This window comes from Luteibacter sp. Sphag1AF (genome assembly GCF_014192715.1).
GTDB lineage: Bacteria > Pseudomonadota > Gammaproteobacteria > Xanthomonadales > Rhodanobacteraceae > Luteibacter.
Genome location: NZ_JACHYH010000007.1, coordinates 62,273 through 88,100 on the forward strand (window position 1 = coordinate 62,273; position 25,828 = coordinate 88,100).

At 63.6% G+C, this 25,828-nt stretch carries 27 protein-coding genes; 16 read left to right on the top strand and 11 right to left on the bottom strand.

The window, feature by feature from the left end:
* Complete coding sequence (locus FHW69_RS15685; RefSeq protein WP_183424041.1) at nt 1–1,668, top strand: methyl-accepting chemotaxis protein; 1,668 nt, start codon at nt 1–3, stop codon at nt 1,666–1,668.
* A 23-nt stretch (nt 1,669–1,691) separates the two neighbouring features.
* On the opposite strand, the gene FHW69_RS15690 is transcribed toward FHW69_RS15685, so the two are convergent.
* The gene (locus FHW69_RS15690) at nt 1,692–2,171 is read right to left on the bottom strand and encodes a hypothetical protein (protein WP_183424042.1); all 480 of its coding nucleotides are present in this window, start codon (nt 2,169–2,171) and stop codon (nt 1,692–1,694) included.
* 160 nt (nt 2,172–2,331) lie between these two features.
* On the opposite strand from FHW69_RS15690, the gene FHW69_RS15695 reads away from it, so the two are divergent.
* The 6 genes from FHW69_RS15695 (at nt 2,332) to FHW69_RS15720 (ending at nt 6,652) form a co-directional block, all read left to right on the top strand.
* Nucleotides 2,332–2,571: a hypothetical protein gene (locus FHW69_RS15695; RefSeq protein ID WP_183424043.1), complete on the top strand. Its 240-nt coding sequence runs from the start codon at nt 2,332–2,334 to the stop codon at nt 2,569–2,571.
* Nucleotides 2,572–2,688: 117 nt separating this feature from the next.
* On the top strand, nt 2,689–3,228 hold the full coding sequence (locus FHW69_RS15700) for a DUF4142 domain-containing protein (protein WP_183424044.1): 540 nt from the start codon (nt 2,689–2,691) through the stop codon (nt 3,226–3,228).
* Between the two features lie 90 nt (nt 3,229–3,318).
* Complete coding sequence (locus tag FHW69_RS15705; RefSeq protein WP_183424045.1) at nt 3,319–3,705, top strand: VOC family protein; 387 nt, start codon at nt 3,319–3,321, stop codon at nt 3,703–3,705.
* 228 nt (nt 3,706–3,933) lie between these two features.
* The gene (locus tag FHW69_RS15710; RefSeq protein WP_183424046.1) at nt 3,934–5,505 is read left to right on the top strand and encodes a histidine kinase; all 1,572 of its coding nucleotides are present in this window, start codon (nt 3,934–3,936) and stop codon (nt 5,503–5,505) included.
* Nucleotides 5,478–6,128 (top strand): response regulator transcription factor, encoded by a 651-nt coding sequence (locus FHW69_RS15715; protein ID WP_183424047.1) that lies wholly within the window; start codon nt 5,478–5,480, stop codon nt 6,126–6,128. The genes FHW69_RS15710 and FHW69_RS15715 overlap by 28 nt, the downstream gene beginning before the upstream one ends.
* Nucleotides 6,129–6,337: 209 nt before the next feature.
* Nucleotides 6,338–6,652, top strand: coding sequence for a response regulator transcription factor (locus tag FHW69_RS15720; RefSeq protein WP_183424048.1), 315 nt, complete (start codon nt 6,338–6,340; stop codon nt 6,650–6,652).
* A gap of 230 nt (nt 6,653–6,882) precedes the next feature.
* On the opposite strand, the gene FHW69_RS15725 is transcribed toward FHW69_RS15720, so the two are convergent.
* Nucleotides 6,883–7,446 carry a hypothetical protein gene (locus FHW69_RS15725; RefSeq protein ID WP_183424049.1) on the bottom strand — a complete coding sequence of 188 codons (564 nt, stop codon included), beginning with the start codon at nt 7,444–7,446 and terminating at the stop codon, nt 6,883–6,885.
* Nucleotides 7,447–7,564: 118 nt separating this feature from the next.
* Nucleotides 7,565–8,359, bottom strand: a complete 795-nt coding sequence (locus FHW69_RS15730) for a YdcF family protein (RefSeq protein WP_183424050.1) — start codon at nt 8,357–8,359, stop codon at nt 7,565–7,567.
* Between the two features lie 173 nt (nt 8,360–8,532).
* On the opposite strand from FHW69_RS15730, the gene FHW69_RS15735 reads away from it, so the two are divergent.
* From FHW69_RS15735 to FHW69_RS15775, 9 genes are read left to right on the top strand one after another with little or no spacing between them, the layout of a single operon-like run.
* Nucleotides 8,533–9,156, top strand: a complete 624-nt coding sequence (locus tag FHW69_RS15735; protein WP_183424051.1) for an XrtA/PEP-CTERM system exopolysaccharide export protein — start codon at nt 8,533–8,535, stop codon at nt 9,154–9,156.
* A gap of 36 nt (nt 9,157–9,192) precedes the next feature.
* A complete protein-coding gene (locus FHW69_RS15740) occupies nt 9,193–10,737 on the top strand; it encodes an XrtA system polysaccharide chain length determinant (protein ID WP_343204037.1) in 1,545 nt (514 codons plus the stop codon).
* A gap of 3 nt (nt 10,738–10,740) precedes the next feature.
* Nucleotides 10,741–11,502, top strand: a complete 762-nt coding sequence (locus FHW69_RS15745) for a polysaccharide biosynthesis protein (RefSeq protein ID WP_255494847.1) — start codon at nt 10,741–10,743, stop codon at nt 11,500–11,502.
* A 56-nt stretch (nt 11,503–11,558) separates the two neighbouring features.
* On the top strand, nt 11,559–12,872 hold the full coding sequence (locus FHW69_RS15750) for an outer membrane beta-barrel protein (RefSeq protein WP_183424052.1): 1,314 nt from the start codon (nt 11,559–11,561) through the stop codon (nt 12,870–12,872).
* Complete coding sequence (locus FHW69_RS15755; protein ID WP_183424053.1) at nt 12,869–13,657, top strand: alpha/beta hydrolase; 789 nt, start codon at nt 12,869–12,871, stop codon at nt 13,655–13,657. The genes FHW69_RS15750 and FHW69_RS15755 overlap by 4 nt, the downstream gene beginning before the upstream one ends.
* Nucleotides 13,650–14,486: an alpha/beta fold hydrolase gene (locus tag FHW69_RS15760; protein WP_183424054.1), complete on the top strand. Its 837-nt coding sequence runs from the start codon at nt 13,650–13,652 to the stop codon at nt 14,484–14,486. The genes FHW69_RS15755 and FHW69_RS15760 overlap by 8 nt, the downstream gene beginning before the upstream one ends.
* Nucleotides 14,483–15,487 carry a UDP-glucose 4-epimerase GalE gene (galE, locus tag FHW69_RS15765; RefSeq protein ID WP_183424055.1) on the top strand — a complete coding sequence of 335 codons (1,005 nt, stop codon included), beginning with the start codon at nt 14,483–14,485 and terminating at the stop codon, nt 15,485–15,487. Before FHW69_RS15760 ends, galE begins: the two co-directional genes overlap by 4 nt.
* Nucleotides 15,484–17,130 carry a hypothetical protein gene (locus FHW69_RS15770; RefSeq protein WP_183424056.1) on the top strand — a complete coding sequence of 549 codons (1,647 nt, stop codon included), beginning with the start codon at nt 15,484–15,486 and terminating at the stop codon, nt 17,128–17,130. The genes galE and FHW69_RS15770 overlap by 4 nt, the downstream gene beginning before the upstream one ends.
* Complete coding sequence (locus FHW69_RS15775) at nt 17,127–18,659, top strand: oligosaccharide flippase family protein (protein WP_183424057.1); 1,533 nt, start codon at nt 17,127–17,129, stop codon at nt 18,657–18,659. The genes FHW69_RS15770 and FHW69_RS15775 overlap by 4 nt, the downstream gene beginning before the upstream one ends.
* A gap of 17 nt (nt 18,660–18,676) precedes the next feature.
* On the opposite strand, the gene FHW69_RS15780 is transcribed toward FHW69_RS15775, so the two are convergent.
* From FHW69_RS15780 to FHW69_RS15815, 8 genes are all read right to left on the bottom strand, one after another.
* Nucleotides 18,677–18,901 carry a hypothetical protein gene (locus FHW69_RS15780; RefSeq protein ID WP_183424058.1) on the bottom strand — a complete coding sequence of 75 codons (225 nt, stop codon included), beginning with the start codon at nt 18,899–18,901 and terminating at the stop codon, nt 18,677–18,679.
* A 115-nt stretch (nt 18,902–19,016) separates the two neighbouring features.
* A complete protein-coding gene (locus FHW69_RS15785; protein WP_183424059.1) occupies nt 19,017–19,790 on the bottom strand; it encodes a polysaccharide deacetylase family protein in 774 nt (257 codons plus the stop codon).
* On the bottom strand, nt 19,787–20,581 hold the full coding sequence (locus tag FHW69_RS15790) for a formyltransferase family protein (protein WP_183424060.1): 795 nt from the start codon (nt 20,579–20,581) through the stop codon (nt 19,787–19,789). Before FHW69_RS15790 ends, FHW69_RS15785 begins: the two co-directional genes overlap by 4 nt.
* Nucleotides 20,578–21,738: a hypothetical protein gene (locus tag FHW69_RS15795; protein WP_183424061.1), complete on the bottom strand. Its 1,161-nt coding sequence runs from the start codon at nt 21,736–21,738 to the stop codon at nt 20,578–20,580. Before FHW69_RS15795 ends, FHW69_RS15790 begins: the two co-directional genes overlap by 4 nt.
* A complete protein-coding gene (locus FHW69_RS15800) occupies nt 21,735–22,904 on the bottom strand; it encodes a glycosyltransferase family 4 protein (protein ID WP_183424062.1) in 1,170 nt (389 codons plus the stop codon). The genes FHW69_RS15795 and FHW69_RS15800 overlap by 4 nt, the downstream gene beginning before the upstream one ends.
* Nucleotides 22,904–23,545 (bottom strand): polysaccharide deacetylase family protein, encoded by a 642-nt coding sequence (locus tag FHW69_RS15805; RefSeq protein ID WP_183424063.1) that lies wholly within the window; start codon nt 23,543–23,545, stop codon nt 22,904–22,906. Before FHW69_RS15805 ends, FHW69_RS15800 begins: the two co-directional genes overlap by 1 nt.
* On the bottom strand, nt 23,542–24,711 hold the full coding sequence (locus FHW69_RS15810; RefSeq protein WP_183424064.1) for a glycosyltransferase family 4 protein: 1,170 nt from the start codon (nt 24,709–24,711) through the stop codon (nt 23,542–23,544). Before FHW69_RS15810 ends, FHW69_RS15805 begins: the two co-directional genes overlap by 4 nt.
* Nucleotides 24,708–25,826 carry a glycosyltransferase gene (locus FHW69_RS15815; protein WP_183424065.1) on the bottom strand — a complete coding sequence of 373 codons (1,119 nt, stop codon included), beginning with the start codon at nt 25,824–25,826 and terminating at the stop codon, nt 24,708–24,710. The genes FHW69_RS15810 and FHW69_RS15815 overlap by 4 nt, the downstream gene beginning before the upstream one ends.
* Nucleotides 25,827–25,828: the final 2 nt, after the last annotated feature.

Consider the following 25,828-nt stretch of genomic DNA (forward strand, 5'->3'; position numbering starts at 1 on the left):
ATGACTATCAAGTTCAGAATTATCGCGACGATGGCTATTGCCCTCGTCGTTGCGCTCCTTGTCGGAGCGATGGGACTGGTTTCCCTGCAGCGCACCCAGACGGATATGGGCAAGGTTTTCTCCGATACGCTCAAACCCATCGTGGATGTGGGCGAGGTGCGCGCACTCGCGCTTGAGAACCGCAACGCCATCAACCGCGCCCTGCTCACTGGCGAGAAGGAGGTCGTGGTGGCCGCCCGTGAGCGTATTGCGGAAAACGGCAAGCGTATCGACACCTTCTGGAATGGCTATTACCCCGCGCTGGTCAACAGTGCCGAGGAAGACGCGCTGTGCAAGGCGTTCATTGCCGCCCGTGCGAAGGTGCACGACAGCGAAGGTCAGGTACTTGACCTGCTGGAAGCCGGTCAGCGCGACAAGGCGTTGGCCCTGATGCTCGCAACGGTAAGGGCTCAGTTCGACGACGAAAGCGCCGTGGTCGCGAAGATCGTGGTGGAAAACGAGAAGCAGGCTCAGGAAGCCTTCTCGGCCTCGGCCGTGCGCGAGCACCGCACGGTCGTCATCACCATCATCGTGTTGCTGCTGGGCATTGCGGTGGTTTCCGTCGCTTCGTTCCTGCTGATCCGTGCGGTCATGCGTCCGCTGCTGCGCGCCCGCGAGCTGGCCGAGCGCATCGCCCAGGGCGAGCTCAGTCACGGCCTGGTGGTCGAGGGCAGGGACGAGCTGTCTGACACGCTGCGCTCGCTGGCCGCGATGGACGAACAGCTGACCTCCATTGTGAAGCAGGTGCGCGACAACGCTTCGCAGGTCACGCACTCGGCGAAAGACATCTCTGCCGGCAACGACGATCTGTCCAGCCGCACCCAGGAACAGGCCTCGTCGCTGGAAGAAACCGCAGCCTCGATGGAAGAAATGACTGCCACGGTGAAGCAGAACGCTGAAGGAGCGGGTCAGGCCCTGAAGATCGCCTCCTCGCTGCGCACCGACGCGCAGTCGGGCGGCCAGGTGGCCCTCGAGGCGGTGGATGCCATGCAGCGTATTTCAGAAGCCAGCCGCGATATCGGCGAAATTGCTGTGCTGATCGACGAAATTGCATTCCAGACCAATCTGCTGGCGCTGAACGCTGCCGTGGAAGCGGCTCGTGCGGGCGAGCAGGGCCGTGGCTTTGCCGTGGTGGCCACCGAGGTCCGTTCGCTGGCTCAGCGCAGTGCCAAGGCTGCCAGGGATATCAAGTCGATCATCAACGAGACCGGCGAGCGCGTCAGCGTGGGTGCCGAGCTGGTGCGTCGCACCGGGCAATCACTGGAAGTCATTCAGAACGGCGCCACGCGCGTGTCGGACATCATTGGCGAGATTGCTGCCGCCTCCGTGCAGCAGTCGGCCGGTATTGATCAGGTCAACGACGCCGTGACGGCACTGGACGAGGTCACCCAGCAGAACGCGGCGCTGGTGGAAGAAGCCAGCGCGGCCAGCCGCAACACGCTGGAACTGGCCCAGGAACTGATGCGCCAGGTGTCGTTCTTCCGGATAGCCGGTGAGGCGGTGGCCACCGATACGGCGCCCGCCGTCGTGACGGCCCCGGTCATTGCGCGCGTGGAAGCGCCGCGTCCGGCGGCCCGCCGCGTGGAAGGGCGGGAGCCGGAGCTTGCCGGTGTGTGGCAGGAGTTCTGAGGAACCTCGTGCGGGGGTGCTGCTCAGCGCCCCCGTCCACCGCTGAAACTGCCGGTGCCGGTTCCGATGGAAATACTGATGCCGCCCGTCGGGTGGCTGCAATCGCCGAAGCGCTGGCTGAGGTTGACCGCGCCGGCCTGGTAATTGCCGCTGCCGCCACGGCTTGAACTGACCACGCCTGCGGTCAGGCTGCCGTGCACTTCGGGCTTGTTATAGGTGGCGTCGTCACAACGGGGCACGCCATCGGCCAGGTCGTCTCCCTGGATACGGGTGGACTGGTCGCCGTAGTAGGTGCCCGGCGGATCTTTGCGCCCCGTGGCGGTGGCCGTGGAGCCTGACGCCGCCGTGCCGGTGGACGGGGTGGCCGGGGGCGCGGTGCTGGCAGGCGGCGGGAAGTCGGACGGGGGCAGCTTCAGATTCAGCGGCTGGCTGGCGCTTTGCGCCCACGCGCCGGACACGGCAAGCGACAGGGCGACGGCGGCAACACGCAAAGAAAGTTTCATGGACACGCTCCGGATACAGGTGCATCAACGCGCCGGACGCGTTCCGGTGCACAGGGGGTTTGACGCCTGGAGGCAGTATGTAGTTCCCGTCTTCACATGCCCAGGCTCAAGATGTATGCCGCAAGGCCGATCAACCTGATGAGCACCCGGGGGGATTCTCATGCATCTGCAACAGACAAGGCACCAAAACCTTCTCCAGCTCCTGCGTCTCATGGAAGAAGAGGGCATCTTCAGCGTCGAGGCACAGGCAAAACGCATTGGCGGTTTTGATGCCAATGCCCTGGCCCGCATGAAAGCACAGCGGCCCATCGGCTGTCTGGTGGCCCGACGCATCGAGTGGGCCATGAGCAAGCCCAACGGCTGGATGGACCAGCGGCACGACACGACCGAAACGGCGTAAAGCCCCGCCCGCAGCTGACGACGGATGTCGCGCGGCGTATACGGTCGCTTCATCGCCTGAATGCGACACCTTGGGGCCTGCGGCGCTGTTGCCGCGTGTACGCTCAAGGATAATCCCATGCCCAACCGTCGCCATCTCGCCTGCGCGCTCATTGCCCTGTCCTGTGTGGGCGCCATTGCGTCTCTTCCGGCGCTGGCGCAGTCCGGTCCTGAAGCCATGTCCGAGACGTCCGGTACGGACGAAGGTTTCGTTCGCAATGCCAGCGCCGCTGGCGCGGCTGAAATCGCGCTGGGCAAACTCGCCGCGGCTCAGGGCCATTCCGATGCCGTGAAGTCATTTGGCCAGCGCATGGTCACTGACCACACCGCGGCCAATGAAGAACTCAAGCACGCAGTCGCCGGCCAGCGCGGTTATCAGATTGCCGACGCCCCCAAGCCCGAAGATGCGCAGTTCGCCGATGAACTGTCCCGCTTGTCCGGCAAGGAGTTCGATGCACGCTTTGCGCAGAAGATGGTGGCCGATCACAAAGAGGCCATCGCCATCTTCGAGACAGAATCGAGCAAGGGCAAGAATCCGGAGTTGAAGGCATTTGCGGCAAAGACGCTGCCCACGCTTCGTGAGCACGCGGCCATGGCACACAAGCTGCCGATGCGCTGATCCGCTGAATGCATGACGGGTGGCACGGCTGCCACCCGTTGGCGTTCATCGTATGCTGCGTCCCGGTCTTCCACGGAACAGGCAAAAGACATGCTCGATCACATCGGTATCAACGCATCGGATCTCGCCCGCTCGCGTTCGTTTTACTCAAGCGCACTGGCGCCGCTGGGAGCATCGGTGGTGATGGAAGTGACGCCCGAGCAGACCGGCGCGGCAGGTCATGTGGGTTACGGCACGGCCGACAAGCCGGTGTTCTGGGTGGGCAACGGACATACGCCAGCCCCCGGCGCGCATATCGCTTTCGTGGCGACCGACCGCGCGGCGGTGGACGCGTTTTACGCTGCGGCCATGGCGGCTGGCGGCACAGACAACGGCGCACCTGGCCTTCGTCCGGGCTACCACCCGAATTACTATGCCGCGTTCGTGCTTGATCCGGATGGCCACAACATCGAAGCGGTGTGTCACACGCCGGCCTGACGCTTACTCGGGAAACACCATCGTCACGACCGAATACAGGCCCGTCCCTGCGGGCCTGTGTCCGTGGACGACATCCAATATCAGCTGAAACTGCGACCCCGTGCATGACTTGTGCACATCGGGGGCTTGTAACGTCGCGTATAGTCGGCCCGTTGCCGAAGCAGGGGGGATCCCGCGGCACCCGTTCGTTGATCGCTTATCCCTTTCACGTGGGCGGGAGAAGGGTTGGTGCACCACACGTTGACCGACAACCGGCGCAACTGGCTATGGAGCGCCGTCGCGTTTGTCGCTTGCGCGCTGGCGCAGTTGCTGTCTGCGGCTATCTGGAGCCACCAGGGCGGGGCGCATACGGCGTGGTTTCCCGGGGCGGTGCTGCTGGCGCTGCTGCTGAGCACGGGCAGGGCAGCCTGGCCGGGCTGCGTCGCCGGGGCGTTCCTTGGCATCATCGCGCTCGGGCTGATATTCGGTCTTCCTGCCCTGTCCGTGGCGCTGGTCATCGCGCCGCCCCTGCTGCTATGTCCTGTCGCAGCACACGTGCTGCTGCAAATGCCGGGCAATGGCGCGCCGATGGAAGACTTTCGCAGGCTGTTTGCGTTCGTTCTGGTGGCGCTCGTGGCGTTGCCGCTGGTATCGGCGCAAGCGACGTACTACATGAGCCAGTTCACGCCGTTGCGCGGTGACGTGCTGTCGGACTGGCCCAATATCGCGCTGGCCCATTCACTGGGCTATGTCCTGTACGTCCCGGTGTGGGTCAGTGTGGCCACGGCCAGGCAGAGCCGGGCGGGCATGCCCAGCCCGAAGGTGGCGCAGGTGGTGTCGCTGGTGGCCGCCACGGCCCTGCTGGCCATCCTCTGGTATCACTATGGCGACGAGCCAAGTCTCCGGCCGCTGCTGCTTGTGGCACCTGCACCGCTGATTCTGGCCGCAAGCAGCGTGGGGCGGATGCCGGGTACGGCGATCTGCATCGCGGTGGTTGCGGTGATTGCGGCGCAGATTTCGGTGATGGGAAAAGGTCCCTTTCTGGCGTCCACGCCGCCGCTCACCACGCTGGCCGTACAGCTCTGGTCGCTGGCGATGGCGGTGGGTTCGCTTGGCCTGGGCTTGCTCATCGAGCAGCGGGTCGTGATCCGCCAGGATCTTGCCGCGACCAACCGGGAGGTGCGCGAGCTGGCAGGCCGGCTGATTGCCACCCAGGAGCAGGAGAGGGCACGGCTTGCCCGCGACCTCCACGACGACGTCAACCAGCGGCTGGCGGCCGTGTCCATCCAGTTGTCGGCCCTGCGCCGCCGTGTGGCCATCCCCGAGCAGTCGTCGGTGGCCCGCATCCAGGGGGCACTGATGGAGCTATCCAACGACGTTCGTCACCTTTCCCACGAACTGCATCCCAGCATGCTGCGCCAGACAGGCCTGGCCGGTGCCCTGGATGCGCTGTGCAATTCACAGCGTCATCACAAGGGGCCCTCTATCCAACTGGAGGTTGAGGGGAAGGCGAATGACCTGCCTGCTGACATAAGCCTGTGTTTCTATCGCGTGGTGCAGGAAGCACTGGCCAACGCCATTCGCCATGCTTTTGCACGCCGCGTATACGTGGCGGTGACAGTGGATTCAGTAAAGGCAACGTTGTTTGTTTCCGACGATGGCGTGGGTTTTCTGTCGCACGTGCCGGAGGACGGGGGAAAACGAGGTATAGGGCTCATCAGCATGGGCGAGAGAGCGAAGCTGCTGGGGGGCAGTTTCGAGTTGCGCACGTCACCTGGGAAGGGAGTGGATGTATGCATACGTATTCCGTTGCCGACGTAGAGCCGGAGACAGTCGCCCGTATCGCATTCGCGGACGATCATCGAATGGTTGCGGAGGGAATCGAGCGGCTGCTGGCCGACGAATTCGACCTGGTGTCGCTGGCCAGTGACGGCCGGTCTCTGCTTGAAGTGGTGCGTCGGGAGAAGCCCGACCTGGTCCTCTCGGACGTCAACATGCCGCATGGCAACGGCCTGGATGTGCTCAAGGAATTGCGCGCCGAGGGCAACATGACGCCCTTCGTGTTTCTGACCATGCATGCCGAACCGGCACTGGCCGCCGCCGCCATGCGTGCGGGAGCCAATGGTTATGTGCTGAAACTTTCCGCAGGCGAAGATCTGGTCAATGCCTTGCATCAGGTACTGGCCGGCGGCACCTATGTCACCCCATCGCTTGGCGCGCGCTACCTGCGCGGCCGATTGCAGGAGTTGCACGACCTCACCGCCAAGCAGCGCGAAGTGCTGCGTCTGGTGGGGCGCGGCCTGCGTTCCAAGCAGATCGCGGCCGAGCTGGGTCTGTCGGTGCGAACGGTCGAAGCACACAAGTACACCATGATGCAGATCCTGGACGTCCATTCGACACTGGAGCTGGTGCGCCGCTCCGAGGATCTTGGCCTGCTGTTCTGACCCGGGCAGTTTTCCGGAGTCGTTTTACCCAGCGGCGCAGCAGGTGTTTTTCGCTTGTTGCGCTGCATGCCGCCGCGCCGTGTGTGGGCACCGATTCGCTCCAGGAGAACGCCCATGGCGCGCGCGACATGGGTCCTCGCTGAAGATCATCCCCCGGTGGCGGCAGATATCCGCCAGCGTCTTGAAGATCAGTTCGACGTGCTTCAGGGGTGGCCCACGGCCAGGCGCTGGTGACGGCGGCATCGCGCCTGTTGCCCGACGTCATCGTGACGGACATCAGCATGCCAGGCATGTATGGCATTGAGGCCGCACGTCAGATCACCTCGTTGCAGCCCGCGTCGAGCGGGGTGTTTCTTGTCGTGCACGACGATCCGGCGCTGGCGCGCCTCGCGCTCACCTTGGGAAGCGGTTATGTGCTGAAGGCCGAAGCCGGGGAAGACCTGGTTGATGCCGTGTGCCCGGCGCCTGGCGGCAAGCGTTTTGTGTCGCCGTCACTGGCCTGCTCTAGGGAAGGCTTACGGTAGTTTTACCGCGTTGAAAGCCGTACTTCCTCGCTGTCCCGGACGGGGCGCGCAGGCGAGCATGACGTCGAATGGTTTTCCGTCTTCCGCAGCCACTACCCGCCATCAGGCGGGCGCCCCCACCCCGGGCGTCCCGCGGTGGCTGCGGGGGACGGACTCTTTGATCCTTGTGCGCCGGGCGCGCTGGGGAGCTGACAGTGTCGGGGGAGGCAGTGCTCCCCCCCGACTCAGGTTTACTGGGTGACGGCGACGGCCAGACCTTCGTCGTACGTGGCGCGAATGTATTCACCGGGCTTCACCTTCTTCAGGCGCGCCTGCCACTCGGGCTTCTCCACGCCCAGTGTGTATTGCTGGCCGTTCGGGCCTTCCAGGGTAATGGTGTTCTGCGTGGTGTCTACCGCGATCACTTTGGACGTGGTGACGAGACGGCGCACGCCGGCGGCGCCGGGCAGTCCACCCTGTGGAGCACGGGCAATGGACTCGCTGGCCGTCGCACCGACTTCACCCTTCGGCTCCATCTGCACCAGCAGCGAACGCGTGTAGTCGATGTTTACCTGGTCGCCTGCTTTTACCTGATCGAAATTACGCACATCAGGACTGACCGATACGGTTTCTTCGTGGCCGTCGGGTGCACGTAGTGTCACGTGTCGCGTGGCGTGATCCACCTTCACGATCTTGCCCGTGAGATGCACGACGTTGGATGTGCTCACCTGGGCAGTAACGATGCCGCTCCACGCGACGGATGCGGCAAGCATGGAGGCCAGAAAGCGCGAAAGGCGAATGGCGTGACCCGGCATGATGACGTCTTCTGTGGCGGAAAGAGCTTTCAGTATTGTCGCGTCGTGGTGTGTCACCAGCGAACAAGTACCGCGGTGGCCTAAGTAGTTGTACTGGCGATGCAGCGGGGCGCGTTGCTCAGGCACGTCGCAGGGAAGGCGTGGCCATGCGGTCGGCGTGGACGGCGGTCTCTTCCGGTGTCCATGTCCAGCCGCGCCACCGGTAGCTCCAGATGCCAACGTGCTCGCGCAGGCAGCGCGCCGACAGGGTGAGTGCAGCACGATTCGGCCACCACTTCGCATGGGAGGCCAGGCCCGGATCGGGCGTCGGTGCCGGAATGACGCGAATGCCTGCATGGGCGAAGGAGGCGGCTGCGCGTGGCATGTGAATGTCCGTGGTCACCAGCAACACCGTTTCCATCCCGTGTTGCCTGAGGATGCCCGCGGAGTTGGCCGCGTTCTCGTGCGTATTGGCGCTGGTGTCTTCCAGAAGCAGGGAACGTGCAGGTACGCCCTGATTTTCGAGGTCGCGCGCCATGTGACGCGCCTGGTCTCCACCAGACAGCAGCATCACGGGGGCGCGTGCGGCGCGGTAGAGCTGAAGCCCGAAGCCGAGCCGCGTGGTCTGTGCCGCTTCATCGTCCGGGCTGTCGGCGACGGCATCGGGCAGCACACCGCCGCCCAGCACCACGATGGCATCGGCTGTGGCATAGGCATCGGCGGCTTTGGGTGGCCACAGCGCAAGGCCGTTCTGTAACCACAGCGCGAACGCCGGGCTGGACGCGATCCACAGCCAGGTCAACGCCACACCCGTGAAGACGCTGGCTGCGCGGACCCGGCGAAGGGCGGCCAGAGCGAGAGCGAGAAGCAGCAACAGCATGGCCTGCGTGCCGGGATGGGTCAGCAGGCCGGCGATGCTCGACAGCGTCAGCACAGCGTTTTCCTCGCGACGGACAGGTCGGCAGATCATCTCAAGAAGCGTGCCACACGCCAGCCAGCCCGATGGCATAGGCCCAGTGGCCTACCGGAATCGCCTTGATGGTCAGGCGACGGTGGCAGCACAAGGGGGTAGGGTGAGTTCATGTTTCCGGCAGGGGCAGTCTGGTCATGAAAAACGTCAACGGTCTTCTGGTGCTGTGCCTCGTATGGCTGGTCACGGCATGTGCCACCGGTGGTTCTACCAGTGCACCTCCCCGCGCAAGCGTCGATACCCCGGCGGTGAACACGTATCTGATCGGCGTTGACGATCAGTTGCAGATTACCGTCTGGCACAACCCCGACCTTAGCGTGAGTGTGCCGGTACGCCCCGATGGAAAGATCACCGTGCCGCTGATCGGCGATGTGGTGGCAGGTGGCAAGACGCCTGACGATGTTTCGGCCGAGATCAAGGCCAAGCTCAACGACTACGTGCGTGACCCGCAGGTGGCGGTGATTCTCACCGCGCTGCGCAGCCATGAATACCTGTCCCGTGTGCGTGTGACCGGTGCAGTGCGCGTACCCATTTCCATTCCCTACCGGCAGGGCATGACGGTGCTTGACGCGGTGCTTGCCGCTGGCGGCACCACGGAATTTGCCGCGCCTGACCGCACGGAGCTGTATCGCCACACCGAATCGGGCGCAACCACGGCGTATTCGGTGCGTCTGGAGAAAATCCTCCAGCAGGGCGATCTGGCCAACAACTACCCGGTACAACCCGGCGACGTGATCACGGTGCCTCAGCGTGCCTTCTGAACCGATCGGCTCGCATAGTGCCGAAGGAGATTCGACGTGAGCGGTGAACTTACCCCTTTTGGCGGCATGCTGCCTGCGCTGGCCATCGAAGCGCACCGCCGCCGCCTGACGCTCGGACTGATTTTTGCAGCCATTGCGCTTGCCGCACTCGCCATCGGCGCGGTGTGGCCCAAGAAATACGAGGCCTCCACCAGCATCCTGGCGCAGGATGCCAGCATCATCACGCCGCTGATGGAGGGCGCCGCATCGCCCACGGCCAACAAGAACCGCGCAGGCATGGCCCGCGACGTGATTTTCAGCCGCAAGGTGATGAGCGAAATTCTTGTGGCGGGCGGCTGGATGGCCAGCAATCCGTCACCGGTGGAACAGGACCGGCTGATCGAAGCCATCAAGGCGCGGACCAACATCCAGACCTCCCGCGACAATCTCATCACCATCACCTATTTCGACTCTGATCCGGCCCGCGCCTTTGTGGTGACCCGCCAGTTCGCACAGTTGTTCATCACCGAAAGCCTCGCCTCCAAACAGCGCGAAAGCCGCGATGCCTACGAGTTCATCAACAGCCAGGTGGAGATGTATCGCACCAAGCTCACCGATGCCGAAGACAAGCTGAAGGACTATCGCGATGCGAATGCCGACGCGCGTCCGGGCAGTGAGGCAGACACGCTGGCGCGCATATCCCAGCTGCGTACCCAGATTGAAAACACGCGCATGAGCCTGATGGAGAAGCGCTCGCAGGAAGGTGCGCTCGCAGCGCAGCTGTCTGGCGAGTCGGAAGTCAATGCGGTGCAGACCAATGATGGTGTGTACGCCAGCCAGATGGCCGGCTTGCAGACGCAACTGGACACGCTTCTTCTGACCTACACCGATGAATACCCGGACGTGATCCGCGTCCGCCACCAGATGGCCGATCTTCGCCAGCAGATGGCGCAGGCCGATCAGGCGCGCAAGGGCGCCGCAGCGGCGGGCACGCCGATCCCCGTGGACAACGGCATCCGCATGAATCCGCTATATCAGCAGCTGAAATTGCAGATGGCTGCCACGCGCGGAGATATCGCAGCGAGTTCGGCACGCATCGGGGTCACTGAGTCGATGCTGGAAGCTGAGCTGGAACGCAGCAAGCGCATCGCGAACTCCGAAAACGTGACCTCCGAACTGACCCGCGACTACAACGTGAATCGCGATGTCTATCAGGATCTGCTGAAGCGCCGCGAGAATGCACGCGTGTCGATGAACCTCGATGCCGAGCAGCGTGGCCTGACCTTCCAGATTCAGAACCCTGCCGTGATGCCGCTGGTGCCCTCGGGCCTGCGTTTCATGCACTTTGGCCTGGCTGGCATGGGGCTGTCGCTGGCGGTGCCGTTCGGACTGCTGTTTGCGCTGGTGCGATTCGATCCACGCGTACGTTCGGTATGGCAGCTGGAGCGCAGCACGGGCTTGTCCGTGCTGGCCGGTGTGCCGTTCTATCCCACGCCACGGGACCGTCGTCGCGAGCGCCTCAACAACACCTTGCTGGTCCTGATCATCCTGGGCGTGGCAGCGGTGTACCTGGTTATGTTCTGGCTCCGGATGAAGGGGTAGTTCATGTCTACGCATCCCAATGATGTGCCGTCGATCCATACACCCTCATCGCTCGAACCGACGCGTCCGGAGACGGGCCACTCCATCGCACGCATGCGCGAAACCGATGGCACGCTGGCGCCGTTCCAACTGGAGCAGCGGCGGATGATCCACCGCGAGGAATCGGTGCGCATGCAGTCCGATGCGTTTCGTGGCATTCGTACCCGGCTGCTCGGGCTGGCAGGCAAGCAGAATTTCGTCACCCTGGTGGTTTCGGTGAGCCCCCGCTCCGGAGGCAGCTTCGTGACCCGCAATCTGGCAGCCGCCTTTGCGTTCGATGAGGCAAAGACCAGCCTGCTGATCGACTGCAACCTGCGCTACCCAAATCAGCACAAGGCGATGGGCGTGGAGCCCGATACCGGTGGCCTCATCGATTTCCTCGAGCATCCCAGCATCGGCGTGGAGCCCATCCTCTATCGCACGGGCATCCCGCGCCTGCGACTGATTCCGGCGGGAAAGTCCCGTGAAAACAGTGGCGAGTACTTCTCATCTTTCCGCATGCGCACGGTAATCGACTCGCTGCGCAGCCGGTACGCGGACAGATACATCTTCCTGGACGGCCCGGCGGTCAAGGGTTCGCCCGACGCACGCATTCTTTCCGATCTTGCCGACTTCGTGATCGTGGTGGCGGGGTATGGTCGCGACACGCCCGGGGCCATCAATCAGGCGGTAGCGAATTTCGAGCCCGACAAGCTCGCTGGTGTTGTCTTCAACCAGACCCCGTGAACCCCAGCGGATGGGACCATGATCCACGTGGAGGGTATATGCCGGCGACACACAGGATGGCTCGTTCCATCGCCCTGGCGCTTGCCGCGCTTCCGGGCGCGGTATGGGCGGGAACGTTCGATTACAGCCTGTTTGCGGGTATCGAGCACAACAACAATATCGCGCTGAGCACGACCAATCCGATTTCGGAGAACGTGTTCACGCCGGGTGTGAATTTCACATACAACGAGGCAGGTTCGACGATTCAGGCCAACGTGGTGGGTGTGCTTCAGTACAACGACTACCTGGGCGGAAAATTCGACAACCAGACGCAGACGGAGCTTGCCGGCAAGGCCAACTGGACCGTCCTACCGCAACGGCTTGATTTCGCCATCGAAGACTATGCCGGTGTGCAACCGGTGGATTCGCTGGCCAGTAACGCACCAGGCAACCAGCAACAGACCAACGTGGTGGCCCTGGGTCCGACGTTTCATTTCCTTCTGGGTGACGCTTTGCGCGGTCAGGCCGAATTACGCTACGTCAACAGTTACGCCTCGAAGGTGGATGAATTCAACTCCTCTCGCGGCGTGGCAGCACTGCGCCTGTTCCGTGACCTGAGCCCCACGGACCAGCTGTCCTTCAATGTCGAAGCGCAGCGCGTCGACTTCCGCGACACCACCGCTGCCGGCTCGGACTATGACCGCGACGAGGCCTATGTCCGCTATACCAGCAACCTGGCCCGCTTCGACACCGACGTGTTGCTGGGCGGAACGCAGTTGCGCTTCGATCAGGGCGGCCACGACACCAGCCCGCTGGCAAGGCTGTCGCTGAGCTGGCGTCCGACCACGCGCAGTACTTTCAACGTGACCGGTGCATACCAGTACGCCGATGCAGCGCAGGACATGTTGCTCGATCCACGTGCAACGCTGATAACCACGCCCATGGATACCAGTGGCCTGGGTGGCAGCAATACCGGCATCGGTACAGGCGATGCAGTCATCAACTCTGAGGTCTATCTGGAGCGGCGCATCGACCTCAGCTACACGTGGCGCTCTGATCGGCTCAATGTCTCCGTGCAGCCGGGCTATTCCAAGCTTCACTACCTCAACGACCCGACGTTCGATCAGGTCAGCAAGGACATCAGTGTCGGGGTGGGCTACCGCATTCGACCGACACTCACGCTCTCGGCGTTTGCGATTGGCGAACGGCTGGACTACCAGACGCTGGACCGGCGCGACAACACGCTTCGCGTGGGGCTTGATCTGAACCGGCAGGTGAATCAGCACTGGAGCTGGCACGCCTCGCTCAGCCGCGAGCGTCGCAACAGCAGCGCGGTGGACCAGAGTTACCGCGATACGGAGATATTCGTCGGCGTGGTGTACCACCGATGAGCACAGGAGCATTGAAGGAAATGCCGCGCTTCTTCGGCGCCAACAGGGAACTCTTCGGGCTGTTTCACCCCGGAGCGCCCGACGCGCCGCATGCGGTGCTGCTTTGCCCGCCGCTGGGGCAGGACCAGATCCGCTGCCACCGTCTGTACCGCCAGCTTGCTCAGGCGCTGGCGGCCGAAGGTGTGCCAGCGCTGCGCTTCGACTACTACGGCAGTGGCGATTCGGCTGGCGACAGTGCCGGACTGGACTGGAACCGTTGTGTCGACGACGCCATGGAGGCGGCCAACGAGCTTCGCAGGCATTCGGGCGTCGACCGCGTGGTCGCGTTCGGAGCGCGGCTGGGAGCAAGTATTGCTATCACCGCGGCAACGGAGGCGCGTTTTGCCGGCATCGTGGCCTGGGACCCTGTGCTCGAAGGCGGCAGTCACGTAGCGCGACTGGATGCCTTGCAGGAAGCCCTGCGTACAGACAGCAGCCGCTTCATGGCGTCACGCACGGCAGCCGATATTGCGGGCCAATGGCAGGGGTTTGCGATCAGCGACCGCCTTCGCCGCCAGCTTCTTGAACTGTATGTGGAACCGCCCGCCGTGCCGCTGCTGGTCGTGGATACCCAGCCTGACCGTGTGGCGCGCTCATGGCGCCACACGGTGGGCGACGAGGCGCAGGTCGTGCGGCTTCAGTCCGCCACGCCTTGGGACGAACTGGAGCGGATGGAAGTGGCGATTCTTTCCCAGCCGGTGATTCGGGCGGTGACCGGTCATCTGAAGGAGGTCGCCCATGCATGAGGAAGCCTTCCGCTTTGGCCGCGCCTCGCATCTGGTGGGGGTTGCCGGTCTGCCTCCCACGGGCGTGCGCGAGACCACGGGCGTGGTGCTTCTTAATGCCGGGCTGGTTCATCACGTCGGGCCGTTCCGCCTGCACGTCGAGCTGACCCGTGCGCTCAATACGCTGGGTTATCCGACCTTGCGTTTTGATCTTTCCACCATTGGCGACAGCGGCTCCAGCGGCGAATCGCAGACCAGGCACCAACAGATCTGCGCCGATGTGGACGATGCGATGAATCTGCTGGCTCACGAGGCCGGATGTTCGCGCTTCGTCCTGGTAGGCCTTTGCTCGGGAGCCCAGAACGCTCACGTGGTGGCGTGCACGGATCCGCGTGTTGCGGGTGCCGTGTTCATGGACGGCTATGCGTACCGGACGCTGGGGTTCAAGGTTCGCCACTATCTGCCCCGGCTGATGAAGCCTGCGAGCCTGCTGCGCCGGCTGACGCGTCGCCGCGCCGCAAAGGGCGTGCCGGGTGCGCAGGCCCAGCCCGTGTTCGCGGTGGCAGCGTCGCCACGAGCCGTGGTCAGGGCGGATTTCACCGGCATGGTGGAGCGCGGGATGCGGCTGTGCCTCATCTACAGCGGCGGCATCAGCAATTTTTTCAACCACCCGCGCCAGTTCCGCGAGTGCTTCGGCGCGGTGATGCGCAGCCCGGAGGTCACCACCTTTTTCGTGCGCGAGAGCGATCACACCTATGTCCTCACGCCCGACCGTCAGCGGCTGATCGAGCGCATTGGTCAATGGCTGAGTCTCAATTTTCCTGTTCAACGAGCGGGTAGTACCTCATGAACGCAGTACTTGTGACCGGCGGTGCCGGGTACATCGGTAGCCACGTGGTCCAGCGGCTGGTTGCGCGTGGTGACCGTGTGGTGGTGGTCGACAACCTGTCCACCGGCTTCCGCGACGCTGTGCGCGGCGCGGAGCTGATCGTGGGCAACGTGGGCGACATGACGCTGATGAACCGGGTGATGCTGGATCACGGCGTGGATGCCGTGCTGCATTTCGCGGCGCACACGGTCGTGCCGGACTCGGTCGCGGATCCCTTGCGCTACTACGGCAACAACACGTGCAACACGCGAAACCTGTTGATGGCCTGCGCCGATGCGCATGTCGACAAGTTCATTTTTTCATCTACGGCGGCTGTCTACGGCCTCACCGACAACGGCATCGCGGACGAGGACACGCCGACGCGCCCGTTCAATCCCTATGGCACGTCCAAGCTGATGTCCGAGACCATGCTGAAGGATCACTCGGCCACTGGGGCAATGCGTCACGTGATCCTCCGTTATTTCAATGTGGCCGGCTGCGATCCGGAAGGGCGTATTGGTCATTCCACGCCGCAGGCCACACTGCTTGTGAAGGTCGCTTGCGAGCATGCGGTGGGAAAGCGTGCGAACGTCTCGATTTTCGGCACCGACTACGACACGCCGGACGGCACCGGGATCCGTGATTTCATCCACGTGGAAGACCTGGCCACCGCACATCTGAACGCGCTTGACCATCTGCGCGACGGTGGCGATTCCCTCGTGCTCAATTGCGGTTACGGACACGGATACAGTGTGCGTCAGGTGATCGATGCCGTGGCCCGGCTGTCCGGTCACGCGCTGGACGTGCGCGAACTGCCACGCCGCCCGGGCGATCTGCCCATGCTGATCGCATGCAGCGACCAGCTGAAACAGCGGCTCGGCTGGACGCCCCGTTTCGATGATCTGGATGCGATTGTTGGTACTGCCCTGAAGTGGGAATACCGCCTGCTTTCGCTGGACCATCGCGTTGCATTCGTCGCATGATGCGGCGCCTGCTGATCGTCTTTCTCGGTGCGCTTGCGTGCTTCGGTGTCGTGCATGCGGCCACGCCGTTGCCAGCCGCGCAGCGCATCGTGGTGCACCGGCTGGGCACGGGACGTGGACCGGTGCGCGTTTCGGTCGGCATTCCGTTTGCTCCGGCCTCGCTTGCCGATCCACACCTGGTGCGCATCGTGGACGAGCAGGGCACGGAAGTACCCGCGCACGTGACGACGATGCTGAAGTGGTACGTGCGCGGCGGCGGCGTTCGCGCCGTGCGGGCGCAGTTTGTCGCGCAGGGTACCGGCGCGGACAGTACCTATTACTTCATCGTGGGCCAGCCACGCACGCGTGACGATGCCGGCTGGAACTATGCCGATGGGCTGGAAGGCAGCGGTGCCCAGGCGCGGCCAGCGGCGTTGGGCGTGTTGACCGCCGCCTGGCTGTGCGCATCGCAGATGGCCGGCCCGCAGATACCGGCTACCCGTGATGAACCCTATGCGGGCTATGTGTCGGCGCAGTTTGCGTGGGCGAAAAAGCTGCCGACCGCCGATCCTACAGCGTGGCTGTTTGATCGCCCCAGCACACTGTTCAAGGCTTATGTACGCACGGGTCGTGAGGATTATCTTGAGGCGGCCGAAGCGAGCTACCGCTATTACATGAGCGGCATCCGAAGAGACGGCTTTGCCATGAGTCCGATGTGTGCGGGCGGATGGACATACGACAAGAAGCCCTGCGACGTGAAATACGTGTACATCGAACCGATTCTTCTCGCCGTGGGGCTGACCGGCGACGACAGCATGCACGACACCGAAACCGTCGATCACATGATGACCCTGTGGGACAACGGCGGCTGGAACCCCCGCGCCGGTGCTTACAAGGCACCCTCGGACTATTTCACCGAACGGCTTGCAGGCCTCGGGCTTATCGAGACCGTGTCCGGCTATGAGCTGACCGGCGATCCGGACTACCTGGCCTACGTGAAGAAACGTCTCGACTGGCTGGCCGATCATCAGCGCGCCAACCCCGATGGGCTGGGCAACGATGGCTCATGGCGCAACAGCTGGGCCATGCACGAGAACGACACGTACGACGCAGCTACCGACGTGCGCGGTGCCTCGCCATGGATGAGTGAGAACATCATCGACGGCCTGTGGCATGCCTGGCTGGTCACCGCCGATCCGCGCATCCCCGGCATGATTTCCGGCTTCGGACGCTACCTCGAACGCTATGGCTGGATCGCGCACGATCATCTGGTGAATCCGCACGACTGGCGCAACCCGTGCTCTGGCCCGGATGGGCAGATTGCCTGGTACTGGTCATCCGCCCATGCGGACTCGCACAACCTCGACACGATTCAGGATTCCGAAGGCTGGTACAGCGACGCACACACCGTGGAGCTGGGGCTGGCCGTCGCTGCTGCCTGGTACTTTGAAACCGATCCGGCTGCCGCTGCCGCACAGAAACGCCGCTTCACCGCACTGGCTTCCTCTTATGCGCCCTCCTGCGCCGCGATCTCGGATACGGCGCGCCGTTTCAACTGGAACAATCGGGGAGCCGGTGTGGCCCAGTGGATGATTCGCCAGCCGTCAGGCAGCGGTGCATCGGGTACCCGGGCGGTTGCCGTCACGACGGGAGTGTCGCCATGAATCGCCGTCTGGCTGCGTTGCGCAGTGTGACCATCGTATCGGTGGCCACGTATATCGAGTACGCGCTGGGCCTCCTGATGAGCGTGTGGATCGCGCGCGCGCTGGGTCCGGCCGATTTCGGCCGTTATGCGTTCACCGTCTGGCTGTGCGGCTGGCTGCTGGTGTGCAGCAACCACGCGCTGACTACTTCGTCGATGAAATTCATCGCAGAAGCGGAAGGGGCAGGGCGACCGGATATCGCCTCGCACATTTCGCACCGGCTCTCCCGGGCGCAGCACCTCAGCTCGCTGGTGGTGATTTCGCTCTTCCTCATCGTGGTGATGTTCTGGCAGCCGTCCGAATGGCACGATTTCCTGTTCCCTGCGACGTTGCTGGTGGTCATCGCTGTGGCGGCGAAGGCCAACTACGCCATGCTGGTGGCGATTGCCAAGGGCCAGGAGCATTTTGAAACCGAGGCCATCGCCACGGTGGTGGCGGGAGTGATTGGTGTCGGGCTGATCGTGGCAGCCGCCTTCGCGCACGTCGGGCTACTGGGATTTGTGGCTCTCTTCGCTGTGGCCTGCCTTATGTTGAACGTCATCAACCGCATGGCGTATCGCCACTACTGCAAGCCGTTCTCCGCCGGCCCGGTGCCTGACGACATCAGCGAACGTCTGCGCCGGCATCTGCGGTTGACCGCGCTGATCGTGCTGCTGGGTTCATTCAAGGCGAGCACTATCGAGGTGTTCCTGCTCAACGCGTTCAGCACCTCGACGGCCGTGGGCTTCTTTGCCATCGCCGCCACGCTGACCCGCGGGGCCGTGCAGATGTTCTCCGTGGGCCTCACGTCCACGTTGCTGCCCTACATGGCGCGCTCTTATGGCGAACGCGGTCACGAGCACGCGACGCGCCTGCTCGCGGAAGCCACGCGCTTCTACTGGGCCACGGGTCTGGCCATCGCCGGCATCGGCGTCATCGCCACGCCGGATCTGGTGCACCTGATGTACGGCAACCGCTATACAGACGCGATTCCCGCCATTGAAGCCACGCTGGTGCTTGCCGGCCTGTTGCTGATCGTCAACGGCATCACGGCGTTCCAGACCGTGGTGGACCGGCAGGGCGACCGTGTGCGCATGGCGGTGATCTCGCTGGCGGCCAATGCGGTGCTGGGCATTGCGCTGATCCCCGCCTTTGGCCTGACCGGTGCGGTGCTGACGTATGCAGGCACGCGACTGTGCGAACTGGCCTTGTCGATCTACTACCTGCGTCGCGCCACCGCATGGGGGCTGCCGCTTGGACCCATGCTGAAGCTCACCGTGATCGCGCTGGTGGCCACGGGCCTTGGCTGGTGGGTGACCGACGTGATTCCGGGGCGCTACGCGTTTCTTGTGGGCTCGGTGCTCTTCACCGTGATCTTCCTGCCCGCGAGCGTGGTGATGCGTTACTGGAACGACGACGACTATCGCCTGATCGGTGCCATTGCCGAACGCCTGGGCGCGCCCGGGCGCTGGCTGATGCGTGGACTGGCCCCGTGGCAGGGAGCGTCATAGCGGCTCACTGAGGAGACTTACGCGGGCTCGCAACAGTGCAGGTGGTACGCACGTCGTCCACGGTCGACGATCTTCAACTCGAAGTGCACGCGGGTGCGTGCGCGTACCGGGTCCCATCCCGCTTCGGCGGCAAGGGCGTAGATGTCCACCATGTCGACGAGCAGTTCGGGTTCGCCGTCGTCCGGACGGAGGATGGCCCATCCCTTGCGGGCGTTGTATTTCACGAGCGTGCCGATTGCCATGTGCACCCCAGCGTGATTGGGACGGCGACAATGGACCGTCGCCGAAAGCATTGCCCTGTCGTCGCATAGTCGGGGGTGTGTGAAGGTGGCGACAATATCCCGTTGGTTGTAGGCGTCAATCAGCGCCCAGTTTCCACTGCCGAATCAGCGCATAAGCGGGACGGGCCCAACGTTTTAACGGCCGCTTTGCATTCCAGGAAAGCCACTGGCTTTCGCGCAAAAAACCCTTGTTTAAAGCGAGATGGTGCGCATCGCGTTCGCTACTCGCACGAAACATGGCGTAGCGTCCAAGGACATCGCATCCGGCGGATTTGCCTATTGTCGTGACGGGTTCGGATGTGAACAGATATTTGATGCCACATGAAGAAACGGCATTTTTAACGCTTTCCGAGGTGAATCCACCAGGAACAGAGGCACAGTCGATCGCCTGGCCGAGCAAGCCAGACAGGATGCTGAGGCTTTGTGTCCATTCACTTTCAAGCTGTGCGCGCGGCAATCGCGATATGTCGTGAGGATGCGTGTGCGAGTGACTGCCAATGACGTGACCGGCCTCGCGCAATGCCCGCAGGTCGGCGGGCGTCACGAAGCCGGGCTGGCCAATGCGTGCGGTGGTGATAAAGAAATGACCCGTCATACCGTGCTCGTCGAGCAAGGCACCAATGTGCCTGGCGCTGCTGCCGCCGTCGTCGAAGGTGAGAATCACATCGGTATCGGTGCTGCTTTGGACTGCCGGAAATCTCAGGCCCGTGGCAAGCAATGCCTTCAGGTGGCGCTCGAACAGTGCCGTATCCAGTTTGTAATGAGCTGCCGCAGCCCCCGTAAAGCCACTGTCATCGCAGTGTGCGCTGTCGGTTACCACGTCGTGATACATCAGCGTCGTGCGTTTCATGACGCAACCCGCCGCGCTGCCATGCGCCATCGCAGATAGCGCGTGAGCCAGGGCTGTCCCCAGACGGCGCTGCTGCGGCCCTCGCTGGTTTCAGGGACCGCGTAACCGTGGGCAATTTCCAGAAGCTTGTCGCGCAGGCTTTCGAGGTTTTCGGACACGACACGGTACTGGATCACCACGTGCGATTCGCGTTTCTCATCGAACGGATAAGAGTAGCGTCCAAAGACCGGCCCGGTGTCCACACCAGCGTCGATCTTCAGAAGCGTCATGCCTACCCGGTTGAGATCACGTTCGGCAAGCGCCCAGAAGCAGCCGTGCGCGTTGCGGTATTCGGGGCAGATGCCCGGGTGCATCACGAAGGTGCCCAGCGGTGCGAGCGACAGCGCCTTGCGTTTCAGCAGCTGCTTGCATCGTGCGATGACCATGTCCGGTCGCTGGGCTTGCAGAAATTCAAGCACGCGCTCGTCGTTGACATCGGACGCGACCAGCACGGGGACATGGGGCGCGCCGCCATACTCGCTTTCCATGGTTTGCAACGCGCTTTCGAGCCAGCGCCGGTTGGCGCGTGCCAGCACCAGTTGCTGATACACACGCATGGCCAGCACGTCGGTGATGCGCAGCCAGCCAACGCGCTTGATCTCACGTCGCAACCTGGCGATGACCTGCGCGCGGGTTTCTTCAAGCACCACGATGCCGGCCAGTGTGGTGAACGAGTCGAGCCACGCGGCCAGGCCTTCGCGGTCGAAGCGGTCACCTGCGTGGCAGATCAACACACTGCGGGGCGTGCTCATGGCGCGCGATTGGGCGGCGGGGGAAGCGAGAAGTCGCGCCACCGGTTCGGGTCGCCGTTCTTTCCCGCTTCTGCGGCCTTGATGATGTTGTAGGTTTCCCGCGCTGTAACGTAATGCAGCACGTAGTTCTGGCCGTCGTTGTATCGGGTTTCCAGATGGGTGTACATGGCGTCGGCAGGTTCGCCGAGCAGCGTGTCCATGTCGCGCTCCTGGGTGCCGTGCGTGTGCACCTTGATGAAGATCCACTCGGGCCGGCCCTCCACGTGGATACCGGCTTGAACCCACGCATCGACGCGTGACGGTGTGGGTGGGCAGGCTTTGCGCACATCGGAATTCTCGATGCGCGGGATGATGCCCCAGCGCCGTTCGCGCCAGTTGAGGCCAAGCGGGCCCTGCACGATCATCAGGTCGCCGCTGGCACGGCCGCCCACGCGTACGGGCACACCCTTGTCGTGGGACTTGCAGCCGTGCGGGTCGTCGGTCGCGTAGTAGATCGCGTTGGACGTGGAGGTCTGCGTGTCACTGGGTGCCGAAGGGAGGGTGAAGTCCGCGTAGCAGCCCAGTTCGCGCAGCAGGATCAGTTCGTTGTTGATGCCGCACCAGCGACCGTCCGCGCGCGAGTTGTCCAGGCTCCAGTTTCCGTGGATGAAACCGAAGCGCAACTGGCCGGTGACCGGGTCGGCGGGCAACGCGCCATGGCGCTCGTGCAGCAGCTTGTTGAAGCGGTCGATGGTGGCGATGAAGTTGTCCGGCGTGTCGTTGTCGTGGTGCAGGTGGATTTCGATTTCGCCGTATCCGTCTGCACACAGGCTGGCCAGCTTGTTCAGATGTTCCTCGGCATATTCCTCTTCCGGATAGAAGAAGCTGTGCTGCGGCGGCACGCCATCGGCATCCCGGTGGCGCTCGGCCATCTGCCGGTACTCGCGGCACCAGCGGTCCACGCGCGCCCGCTGGGTATCCAGGTTCACCTTGCCCCAGCCGGGCTCGAAATGGTCGACGAAGCAGAACATCACATGGACCGGCCCGTCCTTAAGTTCAGGGCGGCGGCGCGTGAGATAGCCCCAGAGCCAGATCTGCATGTTGCGCGCGCGTAGGGCCAGCGTGAGAAGCACCGCGAACGCGATCAGCAAAAAGATGACCACGATCAGGGCAGTCATGACGCGGATGCCGACGGCAGCAGGCTGAGCAGTTGCTCGGCGTTGTTGCGCCATTGCCGCTCGCGGCGGATGTAGTCGCGGGCAGCGGTTCCGATCCGCCTGCGTTCCTCCACGCACAGCGCCAGTGCCAGTACCCGTTCCACGCACGCGGCGGTTTCCCCGTGAGGAAACAGCCAGCCGGTCTGCGCATCGCGGATGACTTCGGCGACCGGGGCATAGTCGGGCGCGACCACGGGAACACCCATGCCCATGAACTCGAACAACTTCATGGGAGAGCCGTAGTGGTTGGAATTGGGCAGCACGGCGTAATCCATGCACGCGATCCAGCTGGCGATTTCGTCGTGGCCCACGCGGCCGGGCAGGATCACCCGGTCAGCCAGGCCGCGTTCGGCCACCAGCGCGCGTACGGCCGGCAGGGTAACGCCGTCACCCACGAACACGAGTGCCAGTTCGGGTACTTCGGCCAGCCGTGCCGCAATGGCTTCCACGAAGGCATCTACGCCATGCCAGTGAGCGAACACGCCGATGTGTCCGCATACGATGCGATAGCTCAGGCCACGTTCGGCGCGCAGGCGCCGGGCGTCGAACCGTGCAGGATCGAAACGGCTGAGGTCCACGGCGTTGGGGGAGATGACCGATGGCGCTATCTGGCCGTAGGCGTCAATGGCCTGATCGCGGAACCACGTGGAAATGAAGACCAGCCCGGTGGCCTGGCGCATGCACCAGCCCTCGATGTACCGCGCAAGTTTCTTCAGGCGCAGCGGGCGCACGCGCTGGACCAGCGCTGAGTCGTTGATTTCCAGCACGATGGGTATGCCGCGCATGCGGGCCAGCCAGACGGTGGCAAACAGGAACAGCGAGTAGCGCTCGTAGATCAGGTCTGGCCGCGGATTGCGCAGCATGCCACCCACGCGGAACCAGGTAACGGGGTTGTAAAGCAGTTCCAGCAGTTCAAACAGCACGCCGGGCATGCCCGATATCAGCCGTGCCAGGCCACTGCGACGCGCATGCCCTGCGGCCGGCGCCGCTTCGTGCTCTGGATCGGCGCCGGGGAACGACACCACCGTGACCTCGTGGCCCATCTCGCGCAGCGCATGCACGATGCCGCGGATGTGCACGCCTTCCACGTGCCGGCCGCGGGTGCGGTGGTGGTAGATGATGTTCATCAGTCACCCGCCGGCAGGGCGCGGAAATGAAACCCGCTGCGACGCCATTCGGGCAGCAGTATTTCCAGGGCGTCCAGCGCGCGTGCATTGTCGTCGTGCATCAGCACGATGTCGCCCGGGCCGGGTGGTTGCTCACGCAGACGCCTGATGAAGTGTTCGCGGGCCATATCCACCTGGTAGTCGAGGCTGTCGTAGGACCAGTAGATGAAGCTGCGCCGCTTTATTGCGAAATGCAGCATCAGGCCCGCACCGACGTAGCCATGGGGTGGCCGCATCGCATGGTGATCGCGCCTGTCGAACTTCGACAGCAAGGCATCGGTGCGATGGACTTCATCGAGCTGCTTCTGAAGGTTCATGTGCGTGAACGACCAGTGGCTGTAGGAGTGGTTTCCGATCATGTGGCCGTCGGCAACGATGCGGCGCACGATGTCGGGATGCTTTTCGATCTTTTTGCCTACGAGGAAGAAGCTTGCTTTCGCGTCATGCCGGGCCAGGAGGTCCAGCAGTGGTTCGGTGTGGACTGGATCCGGGCCGTCGTCAAAACTGAGGTAGCGGGCCTGACCCGCAGCACCGCCGCGGGTCAGTACCAGACGGTCGGGAAGCAGGCCGAGCAGATCGTTCTTGCTGGGTTTCCAGCTCATGCGGAGGCGCCAACGGGGAGGGAGTGGGCGAGCGCGACGTCATGGAGCACCTGTTCCAGTGCATCCACGTTGTCGTTCCAGCGAAAGCCCGCGGCGTGTGCCGCGATGGCTTCGTGGTCAAACGTGCGGTAAAGCGTGTCGGTCAATGCGTGGGCAAGCGCGCGCGCGTCGTGAGGGGGTACCAGCGCGCCCGCATAATCAGGAACTACCTCGGGTATGCCACCCACGCGCGTGGCTACCACCGGGGTGCCGCATGCCATGGCTTCCAGCACCACGTTGGGCACTCCTTCGTTGTGGCTGGGCAGGCACAGCAGGGTTGCTGCGCGGAACCAGTCGGGAAGTTGCGCGTGGGGCCATGCGCCGCGCAGGTCCAGGTGTTCCGCGCATCCCAGTTCGTTGGCACGCTGGATCATGGCCTGACGATCTGCGCCGGAGCCGATCACCACGAAGCGGACAGTGGGATGGGCGGCAATCACCTCCGGCATGGCCTCGACCAGGTCGACGCAGCCCTTGCTGGTCTTGAGGTTGCCCACGTAAAGAATGATCGGGCCATCGACCAGGCCCAGGCGGTCACGTGCCTGGCCGTCCGGGTCGGGCGAGAACACGTCGCTGTCGATGCCGTTGTAGATCACGTGCACGCGATCCGGCGAACAACCCAGCGTGCGCAATTTGCCGCCCAGTGCACGACTGACGGCAATGGCCGCACCAGCGCCTTTGAGCGCATTGCGAATCTGCAATCGCCGCATCACGTGGTTGGCCTGCACGTTGAGGTCGCTGCCGTGCACCTTGATGACATACGGGATGCCCAGGCGCCTGCCGACCCAGCCTGCCGCGGCGCCGTCCGGATAGGCCCAGCTCACCAGCAGCACATCGTAATGTTCGTGGGCCAGCCGTCTTCCATGCTGCCACATCAGTGAGAAGTACCAGCACAGCGCGTGCCACGCGCGGCCGAAGCGCGGCGGGTACACGAACACAAAGTGACCGGTCTTCATGTGGGGAAACTGAAGATCTCCCTTCGTTCCGCGCATGCGCTGGCGAAAGTCGACGGCCGTGATGATTTCCACTTCGTGACGCTCTGCCAGCCGGGTAAATTGCTGACGGTTGAACGCGCCCCGCAGCGGATCGTAGGGGGTGGGGAAGAGGTTGGTGAGGATGAGGATCTTCATGCCGGACTCCGCGTGGCCTGTCCGTCGTACAGCGCGCCGTAGCGCGAGGCCATGGCGCGAAGTGATCCGTGGTGCTCGACCCACGCGCGCGCAGCCTGTCCATAACGGCGGGCTTCGGTCTGGTCGCGCAGCAGCTCCAGCATGGCCTCGGCCAGTGCGCAGGCATCGCGTGCGGGCACCAGGTGTCCGCTGAAGCCATCGTGCACGATCTCCGCATTGCCGCCCACGGCCGTTGCGACGATGGGTAGCCCTGTCGCGCACGCTTCCAGGAGTGCCATGGAATAGCCTTCGCTGATGGAGGGAAGCACGAACAGGTCCAGCCCCTGGAGCAGGTCACGCACGTCGCTGCGATCTCCCAGGAAGTACACGCTGTTGCTGACGCCTTCGGACGCGGCACAGATTTCCAGCTCGTCGCGCAATTCGCCGTCGCCAATGAGCACCAGCGCGGTGTCGGGACGACGGTCGTGCACGTGGCGAAAGGCACGGATCAGGTTGACCTGATCTTTTGCCCAGTTCAGCCGGCCGACGGTGCCGATGATCTCGCTGCGTTCGGACAGCCTGAGGATGCGCTTCAGGCGCAGGCGCATCTGCGCATTGGTGACGTGAAACGCCCCCACGTCGATGCCGTTGGGCACGACCATCGCTTTGGCGCGCGGCACGATGCCCCGGCGAATGGCATCAGTGCGTGCCGCTTCACAGACGGCCACCACGGTATGCGTGCGGCTCAGCGCGCGGCGGTAGAACCATTCGCGGCGGCGTGCGCGCTGATTGCCGCCCATGCCGTGCCGGGTGTTGATGACACGAAGGGACATGCCCCAGGTGGCAAGTACCGACTGGTAATGCGCTACCGCGTTATGGGTATGCATCACCTCGGTGTCGTGCCGGCGAACCTGCTCACGGACGCGGGCCAGGGCACGAAAGTCCACACCATTGCGCTTCTTGCAGGCCATGACGGGGATGCCGAGGGCGTCCAGTTCGTGCGCCAGTGAACCGGTTTCGTAAAGGCACACCACCTGGCAGCGGTGACCCTGGATATGCTGAAGCTTCACCAACTCAAGAACCATGCGTTCCAGTCCGCCGCGATCCAGGCTTTCAACGACATGGGTGATATTCATGG